We start from the raw sequence: 16,268 nt of genomic DNA, 5'->3' as shown, positions 1-16,268 counted from the left end.
CGCAAACGCAACGCCCCCGGCGTTCTTCGACGTCCGGGGGCGTTGCGTTTCAGGAGACGCTATGACCGACTTCGTCGGGCTGACTTCATGCGGCTTAGGCGGCGCGCGGCGCGCGATAGCGCGCAAGCCAGTGGGCGTACGGCGCGGGCAGCACCCACGTCGGGCGCTTCTCATCGAGTTCGCGCGCAGCGAAGTACGGCCAGTGCGGGTTCGCCAGATGGGCGCGGCCGACCATCACGAGATCCAGTTGGCCGTCGGCCACGATGCGGTTCGCAACGACCGGGTCGTCGATGCCCCAGGCCGATGCGACCGGAATACCCGCTTCGTTTTTCACGCGCGCCGAAATCGGTGCGAGGAACGGCGTACCCCAGGGAATGTTCGCATTCGGTGTCGAAAAGCCCACGCTCACGCTCAGCAGATCCAGTCCGCCTTCGCGCATCTGACGCGCGAGCGCGATCGATTCCGCCAGCGTTTCTTCGTCGCGGCCGTCGTATTCGATGACGCCGAAACGCGCGGTGAGCGGCAGGTGCTCCGGCCACACTTCGCGCACGGCAGCCAGCGTCTCGAGCAGGAAGCGGCTACGGCCGGCAAGGTCGCCACCGTAATTGTCTTCGCGATGGTTGGCGTGCAGCGAGAAGAAACTCTGCGCCAGATAACCGTGGGCAAAGTGCAGTTCCAGCCATTCGAAGCCAGCGGCAAGCGCACGGCGTGCTGCGGCCACGAAGTCGGCCTTCACGCGTGCGATATCGTCGAGCGTCATGGCCTTTGGCACCTTGCCGAGGTCGCCGCCGAAAGCGACTGCGGACGGCGAGAGCGTCGGCCAGCCGCGCGGGTCGTCTTCGGCAATGTGATCGTCGCCTTCCCATGGGCGGTTGGCGCTGGCCTTGCGGCCCGCGTGGGCGATCTGGATGCCTGGCACCGCGCCGTGCGACTTGATCGCCGCAGCAATGCGCGCCATACCGGCCGTCTGTTCGTCGCTCCACAGACCGGTGCATCCCGGCGTGATGCGGCCTTCGGGCGAGACGGCAGTCGCCTCGACGATGACCAGTCCCGCCCCGCCGCGCGCCAGACTGGCGTAATGGGCGAAGTGCCAGTCGTTGGTCAGGCCGTCGACGGCGCTGTACTGGCACATCGGCGGAATGGCGATGCGGTTGCGAAGCTTGACGCTTTTGAGTTCAAACGGGGAAAACAGAGCAGACATGAGGGTTCTCGGTTCGGAGGGTGTTGCCGCAGGGGCAATCGACGTGAGCCATGGTAGTCTCACATCGCTATAATGGAAACTATCTACAAATTATCGATTCGATAACAGTTCATTATGGTGAATCCTCAGTGGCTCAAATCCTTCGCCACGCTCGCCGAGCTGGGCAACTTCACGCGCACGGCTGACCATCTCGGTCTCACCCAGGCTGCCGTGAGCCAGCACATCAAACATCTGGAAGAGGAGTTCGGAACGCTGCTCGTGCGGCGTCCGCGCGCCGTCGAACTCACGCCCGCCGGGAAGGCATTGCTCATTTACTGCGAACAGGTGGAGTGCGCAGCCCGGCACTTGCGTTCCAGTCTGGAGGATGCCAACGAGGAGTGCGGCAACGTCACGCTCATCACGCCGGGGAGCATCGGGTTGTACTTGTGTCCGATCCTGCTCGACATGCAGCAGGCCAATCCGGCGATGGCGGTGCGACATCGTTTCGCGCCGGATCGTGAAGTGCTCGAAGGCGTGTTGCAGAACCACTTCGAACTGGGGCTGGTGACGTTGCGTCCCGACGATCCGCGACTGACAGCCACGCCGTTCACGCAGGAGCCGCTGGAGCTGGTGGTGCCGGCCGGGGAAGATGTCCACACGTGGGACGATCTGAAGCGTATCGGCTTCATCGAACACCCGGACAGCGAAGCCATGTCGACGCGTTTGCTCAGCCGCCGTTTTCCGGGCAATCCGGGGGTGCAGAGTCTGCCGTGCAAGGGCTGCACGAACCAGATCAGCCTGATTCTCGAGTACGTCGCGCGCGGTCTTGGGTTCACCGTCATCCCGCAGTACGCGCGGCAGGCGTTCGCGTCGCAGGACGCCATCCGTGTCGTGGACTGCGGCCCGCCGGTGGTCGACACGCTGTGGTTGATCCATCGCGCGGAATGGCCGCTCTCGGCGCGCGCGCAACGCGCGGTCGCCTTGCTGCGCGAGCGCGTCGATGCGCCGCGCCCGCGTGCGTTCGGCGGCGAGAAGGTGTTGCAGCGCGCGAGCGCCTGAGATACCGGGTGCCCCGTCAACGGCTCCGCCGGCAGGAAGTGCGGCATCGTTGTCATTGCGGGAATTCGACAGGAATCGTTACGCTGATGCCGGGTTTGCGCATCGTCACGACGACCGGGGCCAGTGCGTCGTTGCCGCTGTCGTTGGCGCTGGTGGAAGGGTTCGCCGGAGAGAAGCGCGCGATAGACGTTGCGCATGCGCTCGGTGTCGCCGACTGGTCGGCAAAGCATGCCAGCGCGGCATTTCGGCTCGATGCGTCGAGACTCTGGACGCTATCGGGCAACGGTATGGCGCGCCGACGCACGACGTCGTTGCCCTGTCAATGGCGCGGACTCATGCGGACTCATGCGGACTCATGCGGGCGACGGCGGCCAATGCGTCCACACTGAGGTCGGCATCGAGATGGCTCTCGATCCACGCGATGACATCGCGCACCGGCGACGTCGCGCCCTGCTGCAACACCAGCGAACGGCTCACCTGCGACTCTGCGCCACCGCGCAGCACGAACAACGCCAGATCGCGGGCGATATCCATCGCGACTTCGCGGCCGAGATCGGCTTCGATCATGCCGAGCGCCATGTCGATGCCGGTGGTCACGCCGCCCGACGTCCAGAGATCCCCGTCGCGCACGAACACACGGCCGTGCTACACGTCCGTGGCGGTGCACATCGACGCCAGCAGACGTCGATGACTTCAGCGCCGTCGAACACGACGATGACGACGTGACGGCTGACGGTTTGCGCGCCGTGATACGGCGCACTGGGAGCACTGGCTGACACGCAATTCCCCTGAGAGGCGGGCTGCCCGCCGGTTGGCGTGCATTGTAGCTCTCGCGGGTCATTCGCCAGGGTGGCTTGCGTGCTAATTGTGCGCGATGCAACTCACCTACCGCGCCGCCTGCGTGAACTTGTTGAACGACGTATCGAAGAGACCGCGCACGTCGAAGCCCTTCGTCAGCGTGCCGGTTTTGACGAAGTCGTCGACGCTCTTCTGCGCTTCGGCGATGGCCGTGTCCGTCAACGGTTCGTAGCGAATGCGCGACGTGCTGAACCATTGATGCGCCAGCTTCGGATCGACGCGCGACTTCGCGGCCCAGACGTCCGCGTAGCGCTCGATGTGCTTCGCATCCGCCAGCGACCATTCACGCGCACGCTGATAGCGCTGGACGAAATCCCCCAGCAACTCGCGCTTGCTGTCGATGACCTTCTGCGTGGTGGACAGATAACTCTGCGCCGCGATCAGGCCGCGCGCCGTCACCACGGTTTGCGCGCCGGCCTGACGCAACCGCGTGACGTATGGCTCCCAAGTCGCCGTCGCATCGACCTTCCCGGCTTGCAACGCCGCGGCCGAATCGACGGATGCGAGGTACGAATACTTCACCGCATCGAGCGGCAGTCCGGCCGACGTGAGCGCGGCCTGCACCAGTTGCTGCGACCATCCCCCCCGCGTTACCGCGACCGTCTTGCCCTTCAGGTCGGCCACGGTCTTGATCTGTGTGTGCGGCCCCGCGAGCAGCACCACGCTATCCGGGCTGTCGCGATAGATGCCGATGACCTTGACGGGCGCGCCCTGCGCCGCGAGAAACAGCACCGGGCCATCGCCTTGCAGACCGATATCGAGGGCGCCCGCATTCACCGCTTCGATCACCGGCGTGCCCGCCGGGAACTGCTTCCATGCGATGGTATACGGCGCGTCGTGCAAAGCGCCGGAGGCTTCGAAGAGGCTCTGCGCGTTGTACGCCTGATCGCCGACCACGAGCACCGGCTTGTCCGCCGCCTTGCTCGCGAACGGCAGGATCGCGGCCACGCTCAGCGCCACCGCGACACCGCGACGCAGCCGTGCACGCCACATCGGCCACTGCTGCCGGGCGCGCGAGCGCAAATCGCGTTTTGCCGTGCGCGCCAACGCGGCGCGCACCATCGCCGCGCGAGACGGCGGCGAGACGTACAGCCCAAAGGCAATCGCGGACGCGGCGATGAACGCGTCGAGTACGGGATTTTCCTGCACAGCGGCATGGGAGGCAGAGGTCGTCATGTCATGTCGCCACGTGCAAGCGCGGCCGGAGAAGTGGAGGATGTGCCAGTCTAGGCGGGCTTACGGGGATCCCCAACCATCGATTGATGCGATTCATAGCGTGGCGAACACGCGTTAGCTTATGTGAGTTTGCTTATCGAATTTCGTTGTTTGCCGCGAGGCGGAGGGCTCGCTTATCGTGATCGTCCACCGACATCGATCGAGAGCAAGCCCATGAGCCAATCTGCCCGCAAGCTTCGGCTGGGTGCCTATATGTCGGGCTCCGGCGTACAGGGTGACAGCTGGCGCCACCCCGATACCGACACCGACGCCTATTCGCAATTCGCGCGCTATCGTCACTACGCGCAGGAACTGGAGCGCGGCTGCTTCGACGCCCTGTTCTTCTTCGACAATCTCTTCGTCTCGACCGACCCCGTCGCGCTGGCCCACAGTCCTGGCGCACCGCGCTGGGACCCCGTGGTGCTGCTCGCCGGACTGGCAGGTGCGACGCAGCACATCGGCCTCGTCGCCTCGGTCAGCACGACCTACAGCGAGCCATACAACGTGGCGCGCGCGTTTGCGTCGCTCGATCATCTCTCGGGCGGACGTGCAGGCTGGAATCTGGTGACATCCACCGGCGGCGGCCAGAACTTCAACCGCGACGACCACGTCGATCACGCGGTGCGCTACGAACGCGCGAACGAGTTCTACGATGTCGTGACCGGTCTCTGGGACAGCTACGCCGACGACGCCTTCCCCCGTGACAAGGTCACCGGCCAATGGGCCGATCCGTCGCGAATCCGCACGCTGGACCATCGCGGCAAGCACTTCCGCGTACGGGGGCCGTTGGGCGCGCCACGCCCCGTGCAGGGCTGGCCGGTAATTGCGCAGGCGGGATCGAGCGAGGCCGGACGCGAGTTGGCGGCGCGCGCGGGGGAATTGCTCTACACGGCGGCACAGGACGTCGACGAGGCACGCGCGTTCTATGCGGACGTGAAAACGCGTGCGCTGAAGTATGGCCGCAGACCCGAGCACATCTTCATTCTGCCGGGCGTCTCGCCCATCGTCGGGCGCACACAATCGGAAGCGGAGGACATTTACGACAGCCTGCTGTCGCATCGCGATCCGGCGGTCGTCCTTAACGCGCTCATGAACTACGCAAGCCTTGGCATCGATCTCGGCGCGCTGCCCTTCGATGCCAGAGTGCCGCTGCCGGACCACGTGCCGGAGACGAACTCGCACAAGAGCCGCCAGAAGCTGCTGGTGGACTGGATTCGCCGCGAGCGGCCGACGGTGCGCGAGCTTTACACGCGCTTCACCGGCGGCGGGCACCGCGTGCTGGTCGGCACGCCCGAATCGATTGCCGACGACTTTCAGCACTGGTTCGAAACCGGTGCGGCCGACGGCTTCAACATCATGTTTCCGAGCGCGCCCGTGGGTATTACCTCATTCGTGGATCGGGTAGTGCCGGAATTGCAGCGGCGCGGCCTGTTTCGTACCCGGTACGAAGGACGCACCTTCCGGGAGAATCTCGGCGTGCCGCCGGTGCCCAATCGTCACTTCGAGGAGCGAGCGCCGCGCGACGGTGCCTGGGCGGCGGGCAGTGCAATTCCGGGAACTCAGCCTGCCGACACCGCGGCCGCAATCGCCTGACCGACTTCGGTCGTGTTCGCGCGCCCGCCCATGTCGCCGGTGCGCGGACCGTCCTTGATGATCTGCGTGATTGCGGCAAGGATTGCATCGTGGGCGTCGCGCGTACGCCGTTCGCCGCGGCCGATGAAGTCGAGCATCATGGCCGCGGTCCAGATCATGCCGATCGGGTTGGCGATGTTCTTGCCGGCAATATCCGGCGCCGAGCCATGCACCGGCTCGAACAGCGATGGGAACTTGCCTTCCGGATTCAGATTGCCCGACGGCGCAATGCCGATGGTGCCGGTACACGCCGGGCCGAGGTCCGACAGAATGTCGCCGAACAGATTCGACGCGACGACCACGTCGAAGCGATCCGGATTGAGCACGAAGCGCGCGCACAGAATATCGATGTGCTGCTTGTCCCACGTAATGTCCGGATACCGGGCGGCCGTCTCGGCAGCGCGTTTATCCCACCACGGCATGGAAATCGAAATGCCGTTGCTCTTGGTCGCGACCGTCACATGTTTGCGCTCGCGCTGCTGTGCCAGATCGAACGCGAACTTCAACACGCGCTCCGTCCCGTGACGCGTAAACACCGACTCCTGGACGACGAATTCGCGCTCCGTGCCTTCGAACATCACACCGCCGACCGACGAATATTCGCCTTCGGTGTTCTCGCGCACGATCATGAAATCGATGTCGCCCGCCTTGCGGTTCGCCAGCGGCGACGGCACACCGTCGAACAGACGCGCCGGGCGCAGGTTGATGTACTGATCGAACTCGCGACGGAATTTGAGCAGCGAGCCCCACAGCGAGATGTGATCGGGCACGGTCTGCGGCCAGCCGACTGCGCCGAAGAGAATGGCGTCCACGCCTTCGAGCTGCTGCTTCCAGTCGTCCGGCATCATCTGCCCATGCGTGGCGTAGTAATCGCAACTGGCCCACTCGATGTGCCGGTATTCCAGAGGAATGCCGAAGCGCCGGCTGGCGGCGTCTAGCACGCGCAGGCCTTCGGGCATCACTTCCTTGCCAATGCCATCGCCGGGGATCACGGCGATCTTGAACGGACGCTGCGCGCGTTGGGCCGTTTCGGTCATGGTCAGACTCCTGGACGTTTGAGGGATGCCGCTAGGTTATTCCATTCCAACCCGGATAAAATCCCCCAACCGGTTAATCCACTATCCACGAATCGTGAATAAACCCCTTCCTGTCCATCCGAATCTCGACGATCTGCGCGTGTTCTGTCAGGTCGCGCGTCGCGCCAGTTTCTCGGCCGCCGCGGAGGCGCTGGGTGTCTCGCCCGCCTACGTGAGCAAGCGAGTGGGCATGCTCGAAGCCGACCTCGGCACGCGCTTGCTGCACCGCTCGACGCGGCGCGTGGCGATCACGGACGCCGGAGAACGGGTCTACGCCTGGGCCGAGAAGATTCTCGACGACGTGAATCATCTGCTGGAAGACGTGTCGAGCACGCGTCAGGTGCCGCGCGGCACGTTGCGCGTGTCGAGCAGCTTCGGCTTCGGGCGTCACGTGGTCGCCCCCGCCATGTCGCGGCTGCGCGCGCGCCATCCGCAACTCAATGTGCGGCTGGATCTGTTCGACCGGATCGTGGACGTGGCGGCGGAAGGCTACGACCTCGACGTGCGCATCGGCGACGACATCGCACCGCATCTGATCGCGCGCAAGCTTGCGGACAACCATCGCGTGTTGTGCGCGTCCCCCGCTTATCTGAAAACGCATGGCACGCCGCGGCAGTTGAGCGATCTGGCGGGGCATGCCTGCATTGTCATCAAGGAGCGCGACCACCCGTTCGGGATGTGGCGATTGCAGCAACGCGGCGAGGCAGTCTCTCTCAAGGTGACAGGGCCGCTCTCGACGAACCACGGCGAAGTCGCCGTGCAGTGGGCGCTCGACGCGCAGGGCATCGTGCTGCGCTCGATGTGGGATGTGGGCGCACTGATCGCGCGCGGAGAACTGGTGCAGGTACTGCCGGACGTCACGCAGCCCGCCAACGTATGGGCGGTGTATCCGTCGCGCGTGGCATCGTCGGCCAAAGTGCGCGCCTGCGTCGAATTCCTTGCCGGGGAATTTCAGACGCAGGCCTGAACCGATACGACGCGGCGCGACCGGCGGCGACGTCACTCAAGCGTGAACGTCGCCTGTTCGACGTGCTGCGAGTCCAGCCCGATCTGCACGTTGAATTCGCCCGGCTCGGCCACGTATTGCAGCTTCGCGTTGTAGAACTTGAGCAGGCTGCCGTCGATGGCAAAATGCACGGTGCGCGATTCGCCCGGCTTGAGGCTCACTTTCTGGAACCCCTTGAGTTCCTTGACCGGACGCACGATCGATGCGGCCACGTCCTGCAAATACAACTGCACGACCGTCTCGCCTTCGCGCTTGCCCGTGTTGCGCACGGTGACGCTCGCGTCGAGCTTGCCGCCCGCGGTCATCGTTTTGGCCGAGAGGCTGACCTTCGAAACATCGAACGTCGTGTAGCTCAGGCCGTATCCGAACGCATACAACGGGCCGGCGTCTTCCTCGAAGTACTGCGACGTGTAGTTCGCCGGTTTGCCCGGCGTGAACGGCCGGCCGATTCGCAACTGGTTGTAATAGGTGGGAATCTGACCGATCGAGCGCGGGAACGAAATCGGCAGCTTGCCAGACGGGTTGTAGTCGCCGAACAGCACGTCTGCAATCGCGTGACCGCCTTCCGTGCCCGCGTACCAGGTCTCGAGCAGGGCGTCGGCGTTGGCCTTCGCCCAGTTCAGATCCAGGGGGCGGCCGTTCATGAGCACGACGACCAACGGTTTGCCCGTCGCCTTGAGCGCCTGCAACAGCGCCAGTTGACTGCCCGGCAGCATCAGGCTCGTACGGCTCGAGGCTTCGTGCGACATGCCGCGCGATTCGCCCACGGCAACGATCAGTGTGTCGGCGCTGCGCGCGAGCTGCACCGCTTCGTCGATCATCTGTTGCGGCGTACGCTTGTCCTGCACGACCTCCGGGTTGTCCCAGTCGAGGAAGTTGAGATACTCCACGACGCGCGTATCGTCGGTGATGTTCGCGCCCCGCGCATAGCTCACCTGCGCGGTCGTGCCGAGCACGTCGCGCACCCCTTGCAGCAGCGAGACGGCCTGCGCCTGCTTGCCTGCGGCCGACCAGCTGCCCATCATGTCGAGCTTCGAATCCGCGAGCGGGCCGATCACGGCGACCTTGCCGCCCTTCTTGAGCGGCAGCGTGTCGTGACGGTTCTCGAGCAGCACGAGCGACTTGCGCGCAATGTCGCGCGCGGCGTCGCGATGCAGCCGGCTCTCGGCGTTCACGTCCTCCGGATCGTTTCCGGCACGGCCGATGCGGCGATAGGGATCGGCGAACAACCCCATGTCGTACTTCGCGCCGAGCACTTCGCGCACGGCGTTGTCGATGTAGCGAATCGGCACATCGCCCGACTTCACGAGATCGGGCAGTTGCCTGAGGTACTGCTGATCGGCCATGCTCATGTCGACGCCGGCCTCGATGGCGAGTCTGGCGGCTTCACGACCGTCCTTCGCTACGCCGTGGCGCATCAGTTCCTCGATGGCGCCGTGATCGCTCACGGTGACACCCTTGAAGCCCCATTCGCCACGCAGCAGGTCTTGCAGCAGCCATTTGTTGGACGTCGCGGGCGTGCCGTTGACCGAGTTCAGCGCAATCAGCACGCCGCCGGCCCCGGCATCGATACCGGCGCGATACGGCGGCAGATAGTCCTGATACATGCGCATCGGACTCATGTCGACGACGTTGTAGTCACGACCGCCCTCTACCGCGCCATACAGCGCGAAGTGCTTTACGAACGCCGTCAGACTGTCCGGGTTGGCCGGCGACGTGCCCTGAAAACCCTGCACGCTGGCGCGCGCACTTTGCGAGACCAGATAGGGGTCCTCGCCGAAGCCTTCCGACGTGCGCCCCCAGCGCGGGTCGCGTGAAATATCGACCATCGGCGCGAAGGTCGCGTCGAGCCCGTCGGCGCTGGCTTCGATGGCGGACACGCGTGCAGCCTGCTTCACCACCGACATATCCCAGCTCGACGCGAGGCCAAGGCTGATCGGAAACACGGTGCGATGACCGTGCACGATGTCGTATGCGAAGAAGATCGGGATCTTCAGACGGCTTTGCCGGACGGCCGCGTCCTGCAACGGACGGTTCTCGCTGGGCGTGACAGAGTTGAACGTGCCGCCGACACGACCGGCGGCGATTTCCTTGATGAGTTGCGGCTGCGGCATCTCCGCACCAATGCTGATCAGACGCAACTGGCCGATCTTCTCTTCGAGCGTCATGCGCGCGATGAGATCGTCGATGAACTGCTGTTTGGCCCACGCCGAAGGCATCGCGACGGGAACGTCGCGCTCGCTGGCATTGTCCGAGGCTTGAGCGGCGCCGGCAAAGGCCGGCGCTACCACGAGGCTGGCTGCGAGAGCCAGTGCGGAGAACATTCTCATTTGATGGCAATCCAATGTGGCGCGACGGGGCGTCCGAAGTCGACCTCCCGCCGTATCAACTGGAGTTACGCGATCCCGCCCGTCGAGACCTGACCGGGCAGAATGCGGAATGCGTAACGCGAAGTGCGATACTTTGCCACAATTGGCATTTTGTAAGCGATTTCGCTTCGTTTTGCGCGGGAACCGTGACGTGCCAAGGGTCCGGTCCGCACAAGGCTGAGCCAACGGGACGCACCGCGTAGCGTCGCCGCCAAGCCCCCAACTACCGGAGAAATTCGTGGTTCTGTTTTCCCCCGCCATGTCCTGGCAACGACGCGCTCGCGCGATGGTGTCCACGCTCCTGGCCGGTGCGGCACTGCTGGGTGCCGCGCATGCCCATGCGTTCTCCCTCGACGATGTGACCGCCCGCGCCAAGGCGCTTTCCGAGAAACCCTACGAAGCTGCGGCGAGCAACCTCACGCCGGCATTCGCCAAGATGCAGTTCGGCGATTACATCAAGATTCAACCGCGCCGCGAAGCGTTCGAATGGAACGATCAGCCCACCGCGTTCAAGCTCGGTTTCTACCACCAGGGCATGCAGTTCAGCACGCCGGTGAAGATCAACGAGATCGTCGGCAGCGGCAGCAACGCGAAGATCGACGAAATCAAGTACGACAGCAACCGCTTCGATTTCGGCGATCTCAAGCTCGACCGCAGCGCGACGCACAATCTCGGCTATGCCGGCTTTCGCGTGCTGTACCCCATCAACGAACCCGGCAAGCTCGACGAAATCATGAGCGTGCTCGGCGCGAGCTATTTCCGCGTCATCGGCAAGGGCCAGATCTACGGCCTGTCGGCGCGCGGCCTCGCCATCGATACCGGTCTGCCGATTGCCGAGGAATTTCCGGCGTTTCGCGAGTTCTGGATCGAGCGGCCCAATGCCGGCGACAAGCATCTCGTCTTCTACGCGCTGCTCGATTCGAAGCGCGCGACCGGTGCGTACCGCTTCGACCTGACGCCCGGGGAGGACTCGGTACTCAAGGTGCAGGCTCGCGTTTTCATGCGCGACAAGGTGACGAAGCTGGGGATCGCGCCGCTCACCAGCATGTTCCTGTTCGGGCCGAACCAGCAGCGCGACCCGTACAACTTCCGTCCGGCGCTGCACGATTCGAACGGGCTGGCGATACATGCGGGCAACGGCGAATGGATCTGGCGTCCGCTGAACAATCCGCGCAACCTCGCCATCAGCCAGTTTCAGGTGACGAACCCGCGTGGCTTCGGGCTGCTCCAGCGCGGGCGCGATTTCTCGCAATACGAAGATCTGAAGGACCGTTACGATCTGCGTCCGAGCGCATGGGTCGAGCCGCAGGGCGACTGGGGCAAGGGACACGTGGAACTGGTCGAGATTCCCTCACCGGACGAGACCAACGACAACATCGGCGCATTCTGGACGCCCGATCAACTCCCGCCCAAAGGCCAGCCGTTGCAGGCCGACTACAACATTCGCTGGACGATGAACGAGCGAGGCATCGTCGAGCGCAATCTGGCGTGGGTGAAGCAGACGCTTCGCACGGCGGGCGAGATCACGCAGGCCAATCTGATTCGTCATTTCGACGGCAGTACCGGCCTGATCGTCGACTTCGACGGCGGCCCGCTCGCGAGTCTGCCCGCCGGCGCTGTCACACCGCAGGTGAGCGTGAGCAGTAACGCCAGCATCATCGAACAGACGCTGCAACCGAATCCGGTCACGCACGGCATGCGCCTGAACCTGCGCGTCATGGTCAAGGACCCGGCCAAGGTCGTGGAACTGCGTGCCGCACTCGTCTCCGGCGGGAAGGCCGTGAGCGAAACCTGGAGCTACCAACTCCCGCCGCTCTCCGTCACCAGGCAATAAGTTGCATTGAACCTACCCGTGCGGCGGCATCTGCCGCCGCATACTCCACCTCTCCCGCATCGTCGTTCGCCGCAATTAAACAATTACTTACGAGCGGCGTTTTCTCATGTAAAACCCTAGCAACCGCAAATTTGCCTTGCAGTTGACGGCCATTTCGCGTTTACTGCATGCACAATATTGCATAAATAGCCACCCTTCGTCGTCCATAGAGGTGGTTGGCTTCATCTTTGATGGTGAAGCCCGGCCTCGGTGCCGCTTGCGTCGGTCAACAGAAATCAGAACCCTCCGCGTTTCGACGGAGGGCGGATTCGTTATGGAGACACCCGCATGCGACATATCGACGTACATCATCTGGCCGACGAAGCGCGCCTGAACGGCTATCACGGGCGCATACTGCTCTGGTGCGCACTCATCATCATCTTTGACGGCTACGACCTCGCGGTCGCGGGCATTGCACTGCCGTCGATCATGAAAGCGATGAACGTGGACGCCACCAGCGCCGGCTTCATGGTCAGCTCCGCGCTGTTCGGCATGATGTTCGGGGCCATCGTGATGGGCATGGTGGCCGACAGCATCGGCCGTCGAAAAGCGATCGCCATCTGCGTGCTGATGTTCTCGCTATTCACCGCCGCGGCGGGTCTCACACATGAGCCCGTCAGTTTTTCCATTACGCGTTTTCTCGCCGGTGTCGGCATCGGCGGCGTCATGCCCATCGTCGTCGCGCAGATGACGGAGTACTCGCCGCGACGTCTGCGCGGCACGCTCGTCACGCTCATGTTCTCGGGGTACTCGGTGGGCGGCATGCTCGCTGCGTTGCTCGGCAAGGGACTGATCGAATCGTATGGATGGCAGTCGGTGTTTCTCGCAGCGGGCGCGCCCGCGCTGCTCGTGCCGTTCGCGATGAAGGCGCTGCCGGAATCGATGCCGTTCCTGATTCGCACGGGACGCCTCGACACGCTCAAACAGGTGCTCGGCCGACTCTCCCCGACGTATGTCGCGCAGTCGAACGACCAGTTCGCGCTGCCGAGCACGGATCGCAAGCAGGCGGCGCCGCTCTCGCGCCTGTTCCAGGAGGGTCGCGGCCTGAGTACCGCGATGCTGTGGGTGGCGTTTTTCATGTGTCTGTTCATGGTCTACGCACTCAGCTCGTGGCTCGCCAAGCTCATGGCAACGGCCGGCTACAGTCTCGGCTCGGCACTCACGTTCGTACTGGTGCTGAATTTCGGGGCGATGCTCGGCGCCATCGGCGGCGGCTGGCTCGCGGATCGCTTCAACATCAAGTACGTGCTGGTCGGCATGTACGCGCTCGCCGCCGTCTCCATCACGTTGCTCGGTGTGAAGGTGCCCACGCCGGTGCTCTTCGTGCTCGTCGGTCTGGCGGGTGCGTCGACCATCGGTACCCAGATCGTGACATACGCGTATGCAGGCCAGTTCTATCCGATGGCCGCGCGCGGCACCGGTATCGGATGGGCGTCGGGTGTGGGACGCAGCGGTGCGATTCTCGCGCCCATCGTGATCGGTGTGCTCGTGAACATGTCGCTGCCGTTGCAGCAAAACTTTATGGCAATCGCGATTCCCGCCGTCATCGCCGTGCTCGCCGTGTTGCTCATCGACCACAAGAAATCGGCGTCGGTGCAACAGCAGGCGGCAGCACAGTCGCGAAACGATTCGGCAGGATTGGCGAACGGCGCGGGAGAACCTGCGTAATCTCGCGCGTCAAGATCGGTTCGGGTACGAAATATTGCGATTCGCATGACGGCACAGTCGCTTGCCGTCATGCGAGAATTCGCGCCGCGGCAGTCACGGGAACGACTGCGGCTTTCTGTGAAGCACACGTCGGTGCAGGGGCACGGCAACAGTTGCCCGGCGCGAATGCGGCACACGAAAAATCATTCAACCCGAGCGCCTCAGGCGCCGTTATCCAGATATCCGTCCCAACGGACGATCTGGGGAAGACCAACATGCCGCGTCTCACTTTGCTGAGCCCTTTGGTGCTGGCCATTGTCTGCGCTCCAGCCCTCACTGCCCCCGCTGCCCCTGCTGCCTCTGCCGACGACGCCAACGCCGTCCAGCTCTCCACCCGGCAAACGATCGCCGGCGATGCGGTCTTCACGGGGCGTCCGGCAGCCGTCGCCACGCTTGGCGCCGGCGCACTGCGCGATGTGCATGGCAACTTCGGCGTGAATGTCGCGGCCGGGGCCCTCAACGTGCAATCGAATCAGATCGCGCTGGCAAACGCCACGCACCTCTACGTCGATACCCGTCAGACGATCCGCAATGCGGCGAGCGTGACCGGCGCGATGAATGCGTCGCTCGGCGACCGGGCGCTGATGGGTGCGTCGGGCAATATCGGCGTGAACGTGACGGCAGGCGTCGCCAACGCGCAGGCGAACGCGCTCGCGATTCACTGACCCTCGGCGGGGAAGCGCTTTTGCAGGTTGCCGAGCCAGCGCGCCACGACGCGTAATTCCGCTTCGGTGAAGTCGTCGTGCAGCAGAGGGTTGAGTTCGGCGAGGACGTCGCGCGCGCGGACGATGGCCTTGTGTCCGGCAGCCGTCACGCGCAAGCGCGTGGCCCGTCCGTCTGCCGCGTCGGCGCGTCGCGTGAGCAGTCCTGCCGCGACCATACGGTTCGCCAGCCCGGTCATCGACGACGGGGACAGTTGCAACGCCGCCCCGACTTCGCCGACGAGGGCATCTTCGTGATGCAGCAAGTAAAAGAGCACACCCGCCTGCGCGGCGCTCACGCCCGCGCTGTCCACCGAGCGCGCGTCGATCCACTGCTGTACGCGCCGCTGGCCGACGTTCAGCAGGAACAGCAGGCGGCGATCCTCCGCCGCGGTGACGTCGTCGCCCCTGTCACCCTTGCCGGGCGTCGCGCTCGACGTCGATCTGCTCGCAGTCTTCGGAAGGGACGCAGGAGTTTTAGGCATTCCGTTGAGTCAGTCCGTGGAAGTCGATGTCAATGGTTCGATGTCAATGGAGCGGCAGCACCCGGAGCCACGCCCGCGGCATTCCGCATGCCCGTCGACAGTAGCCAGTCGACGGTTTCCGGCCAGAGAAACGCGCCGGAACGTTGGCGAAAGTATCCCATATGCCCGATCGCCCCGGATTCCGAAAGACCGGCACGGATTTCACGCCGCGTCACGGGCGCGCGGCGAAATCGCGCAACCAGCATGTCGATGCCCATACGCGTTGCCCACAGGTCGTCGTCGAACCCCAACGAGAGGATCGGCGTGCGCACGCGGGCGAAGCGGGATGCGGCGTCCAGGGTGGGGTCGTCGAAGAAATAATTCGACAGGCGCGTCCATGCGCTCCATTCGAGCAACACATCTTTGGGAAGATCTTCGCCTATGCCGAGACGGCTGCCCGGCATGAAGCCCGTCGCGCGGGCGAGCAGGGGAGCAATCCAGTGCATGAGCACGGTGATTCTGGCGCGCTCGCGACGGTTCGCCACAACGCGCATGGCTCCGGCGTGCGAGGCGATCTGCACCGCAGCGCGCAACAGATTCGAGCTTTCGCATAACCCGATGGCGTGGCCGCCGAAACTGTGACCAACGGCGTAAAGCGGCAGCGCCGGATAACGCTCGCACGCCCAGTGCGTCACGCCCTCGACATCCAGATCGGCCCAGTCGCGCATACGGGCCTTGAAACCTCGCAGCGACGCCGGGCGCGATCCGTCGACACCCCGATAGCTGTAGGTGAGCGCAATCAGCCCGCGCCGGGCAACGTATTGCGCGAACGCGAAGTACAACCGCTCGGGCACGGCGGTTGCCGGATGGATCAGCACGACGCCGCTGGCGGGCAAGTCGTCCGGGTACCAGACATGTGCGCCGAGCGGATACCCGTCGACGGCGGCAATTTCGACATCCAGCGATGGCATGACACAACTCCCGGCACACGCATGCCGGGGGCAATGGGCGCCTGTCAGTGAAAGGGTTCATTGATATTTATTTCGCACACGAATTATATGACGCAGTTTATTTCGCGCACGAACCAAATTAGAGGACATCCACGGGAGCAGAGGCGCGGGCGCGCGA

At 64.3% G+C, this 16,268-nt stretch carries 14 protein-coding genes; 6 read left to right on the top strand and 8 right to left on the bottom strand.

Features of this window, described 5'->3' with window-relative positions; genetic code table 11:
* Window positions 1–94: 94 nt before the first annotated feature.
* The gene (locus tag AB870_RS03530) at window positions 95–1,201 is read right to left on the bottom strand and encodes an NADH:flavin oxidoreductase/NADH oxidase (protein WP_047906963.1); all 1,107 of its coding nucleotides are present in this window, start codon (window positions 1,199–1,201) and stop codon (window positions 95–97) included.
* A 114-nt stretch (window positions 1,202–1,315) separates the two neighbouring features.
* On the opposite strand from AB870_RS03530, the gene AB870_RS03525 reads away from it, so the two are divergent.
* On the top strand, window positions 1,316–2,239 hold the full coding sequence (locus tag AB870_RS03525) for a LysR family transcriptional regulator (protein WP_047906962.1): 924 nt from the start codon (window positions 1,316–1,318) through the stop codon (window positions 2,237–2,239).
* A gap of 52 nt (window positions 2,240–2,291) precedes the next feature.
* Here the strand turns inward: AB870_RS03525 and AB870_RS03520 are convergent, their stop codons facing one another.
* From AB870_RS03520 to AB870_RS03510, 3 genes are all read right to left on the bottom strand, one after another.
* Complete coding sequence (locus AB870_RS03520) at window positions 2,292–2,522, bottom strand: hypothetical protein (protein WP_064674759.1); 231 nt, start codon at window positions 2,520–2,522, stop codon at window positions 2,292–2,294.
* Window positions 2,523–2,572: 50 nt separating this feature from the next.
* On the bottom strand, window positions 2,573–2,869 hold the full coding sequence (locus AB870_RS03515) for a helix-turn-helix domain-containing protein (RefSeq protein WP_157112219.1): 297 nt from the start codon (window positions 2,867–2,869) through the stop codon (window positions 2,573–2,575).
* Window positions 2,870–3,124: 255 nt separating this feature from the next.
* Entirely contained in the window at window positions 3,125–4,273 is a 1,149-nt protein-coding gene (locus tag AB870_RS03510) for an ABC transporter substrate-binding protein (protein WP_084663294.1), read from the bottom strand.
* Between the two features lie 213 nt (window positions 4,274–4,486).
* On the opposite strand from AB870_RS03510, the gene AB870_RS03505 reads away from it, so the two are divergent.
* Window positions 4,487–5,905 (top strand): LLM class flavin-dependent oxidoreductase, encoded by a 1,419-nt coding sequence (locus tag AB870_RS03505; RefSeq protein WP_047906960.1) that lies wholly within the window; start codon window positions 4,487–4,489, stop codon window positions 5,903–5,905.
* Here the strand turns inward: AB870_RS03505 and AB870_RS03500 are convergent.
* On the bottom strand, window positions 5,872–6,981 hold the full coding sequence (locus AB870_RS03500; protein ID WP_047906959.1) for a tartrate dehydrogenase: 1,110 nt from the start codon (window positions 6,979–6,981) through the stop codon (window positions 5,872–5,874). The two genes, AB870_RS03505 and AB870_RS03500, sit on opposite strands and share 34 nt — an antisense overlap.
* Before the next feature lie 94 nt (window positions 6,982–7,075).
* Here AB870_RS03500 and AB870_RS03495 point away from each other — a divergent pair, with 94 nt between their 5' ends.
* Window positions 7,076–7,987: a LysR family transcriptional regulator gene (locus AB870_RS03495; RefSeq protein ID WP_047906958.1), complete on the top strand. Its 912-nt coding sequence runs from the start codon at window positions 7,076–7,078 to the stop codon at window positions 7,985–7,987.
* Window positions 7,988–8,019: 32 nt separating this feature from the next.
* Here the strand turns inward: AB870_RS03495 and bglX are convergent, their stop codons facing one another.
* The gene (bglX, locus tag AB870_RS03490; protein WP_157112429.1) at window positions 8,020–10,350 is read right to left on the bottom strand and encodes a beta-glucosidase BglX; all 2,331 of its coding nucleotides are present in this window, start codon (window positions 10,348–10,350) and stop codon (window positions 8,020–8,022) included.
* Window positions 10,351–10,681: 331 nt separating this feature from the next.
* Here bglX and AB870_RS03485 point away from each other — a divergent pair, with 331 nt between their 5' ends.
* From AB870_RS03485 to AB870_RS03475, 3 genes are all read left to right on the top strand, one after another.
* The gene (locus tag AB870_RS03485) at window positions 10,682–12,229 is read left to right on the top strand and encodes a glucan biosynthesis protein G (RefSeq protein ID WP_047906956.1); all 1,548 of its coding nucleotides are present in this window, start codon (window positions 10,682–10,684) and stop codon (window positions 12,227–12,229) included.
* Window positions 12,230–12,556: 327 nt separating this feature from the next.
* Entirely contained in the window at window positions 12,557–13,936 is a 1,380-nt protein-coding gene (locus AB870_RS03480) for an MFS transporter (protein WP_047906955.1), read from the top strand.
* Window positions 13,937–14,190: 254 nt separating this feature from the next.
* Window positions 14,191–14,640, top strand: coding sequence for a hypothetical protein (locus AB870_RS03475; RefSeq protein WP_064674758.1), 450 nt, complete (start codon window positions 14,191–14,193; stop codon window positions 14,638–14,640).
* Here the strand turns inward: AB870_RS03475 and AB870_RS03470 are convergent.
* Window positions 14,634–15,161, bottom strand: coding sequence for a MarR family winged helix-turn-helix transcriptional regulator (locus AB870_RS03470; protein ID WP_084663290.1), 528 nt, complete (start codon window positions 15,159–15,161; stop codon window positions 14,634–14,636). The two genes, AB870_RS03475 and AB870_RS03470, sit on opposite strands and share 7 nt — an antisense overlap.
* 29 nt (window positions 15,162–15,190) lie before the next feature.
* On the bottom strand, window positions 15,191–16,111 hold the full coding sequence (locus AB870_RS03465; RefSeq protein WP_064674757.1) for an alpha/beta hydrolase family protein: 921 nt from the start codon (window positions 16,109–16,111) through the stop codon (window positions 15,191–15,193).
* Window positions 16,112–16,268: the final 157 nt, after the last annotated feature.

Source organism: Pandoraea faecigallinarum, assembly GCF_001029105.3.
In the GTDB taxonomy this organism is placed as follows: domain Bacteria; phylum Pseudomonadota; class Gammaproteobacteria; order Burkholderiales; family Burkholderiaceae; genus Pandoraea; species Pandoraea faecigallinarum.
This window is presented reverse-complemented; position numbering and strand designations above follow the sequence as displayed.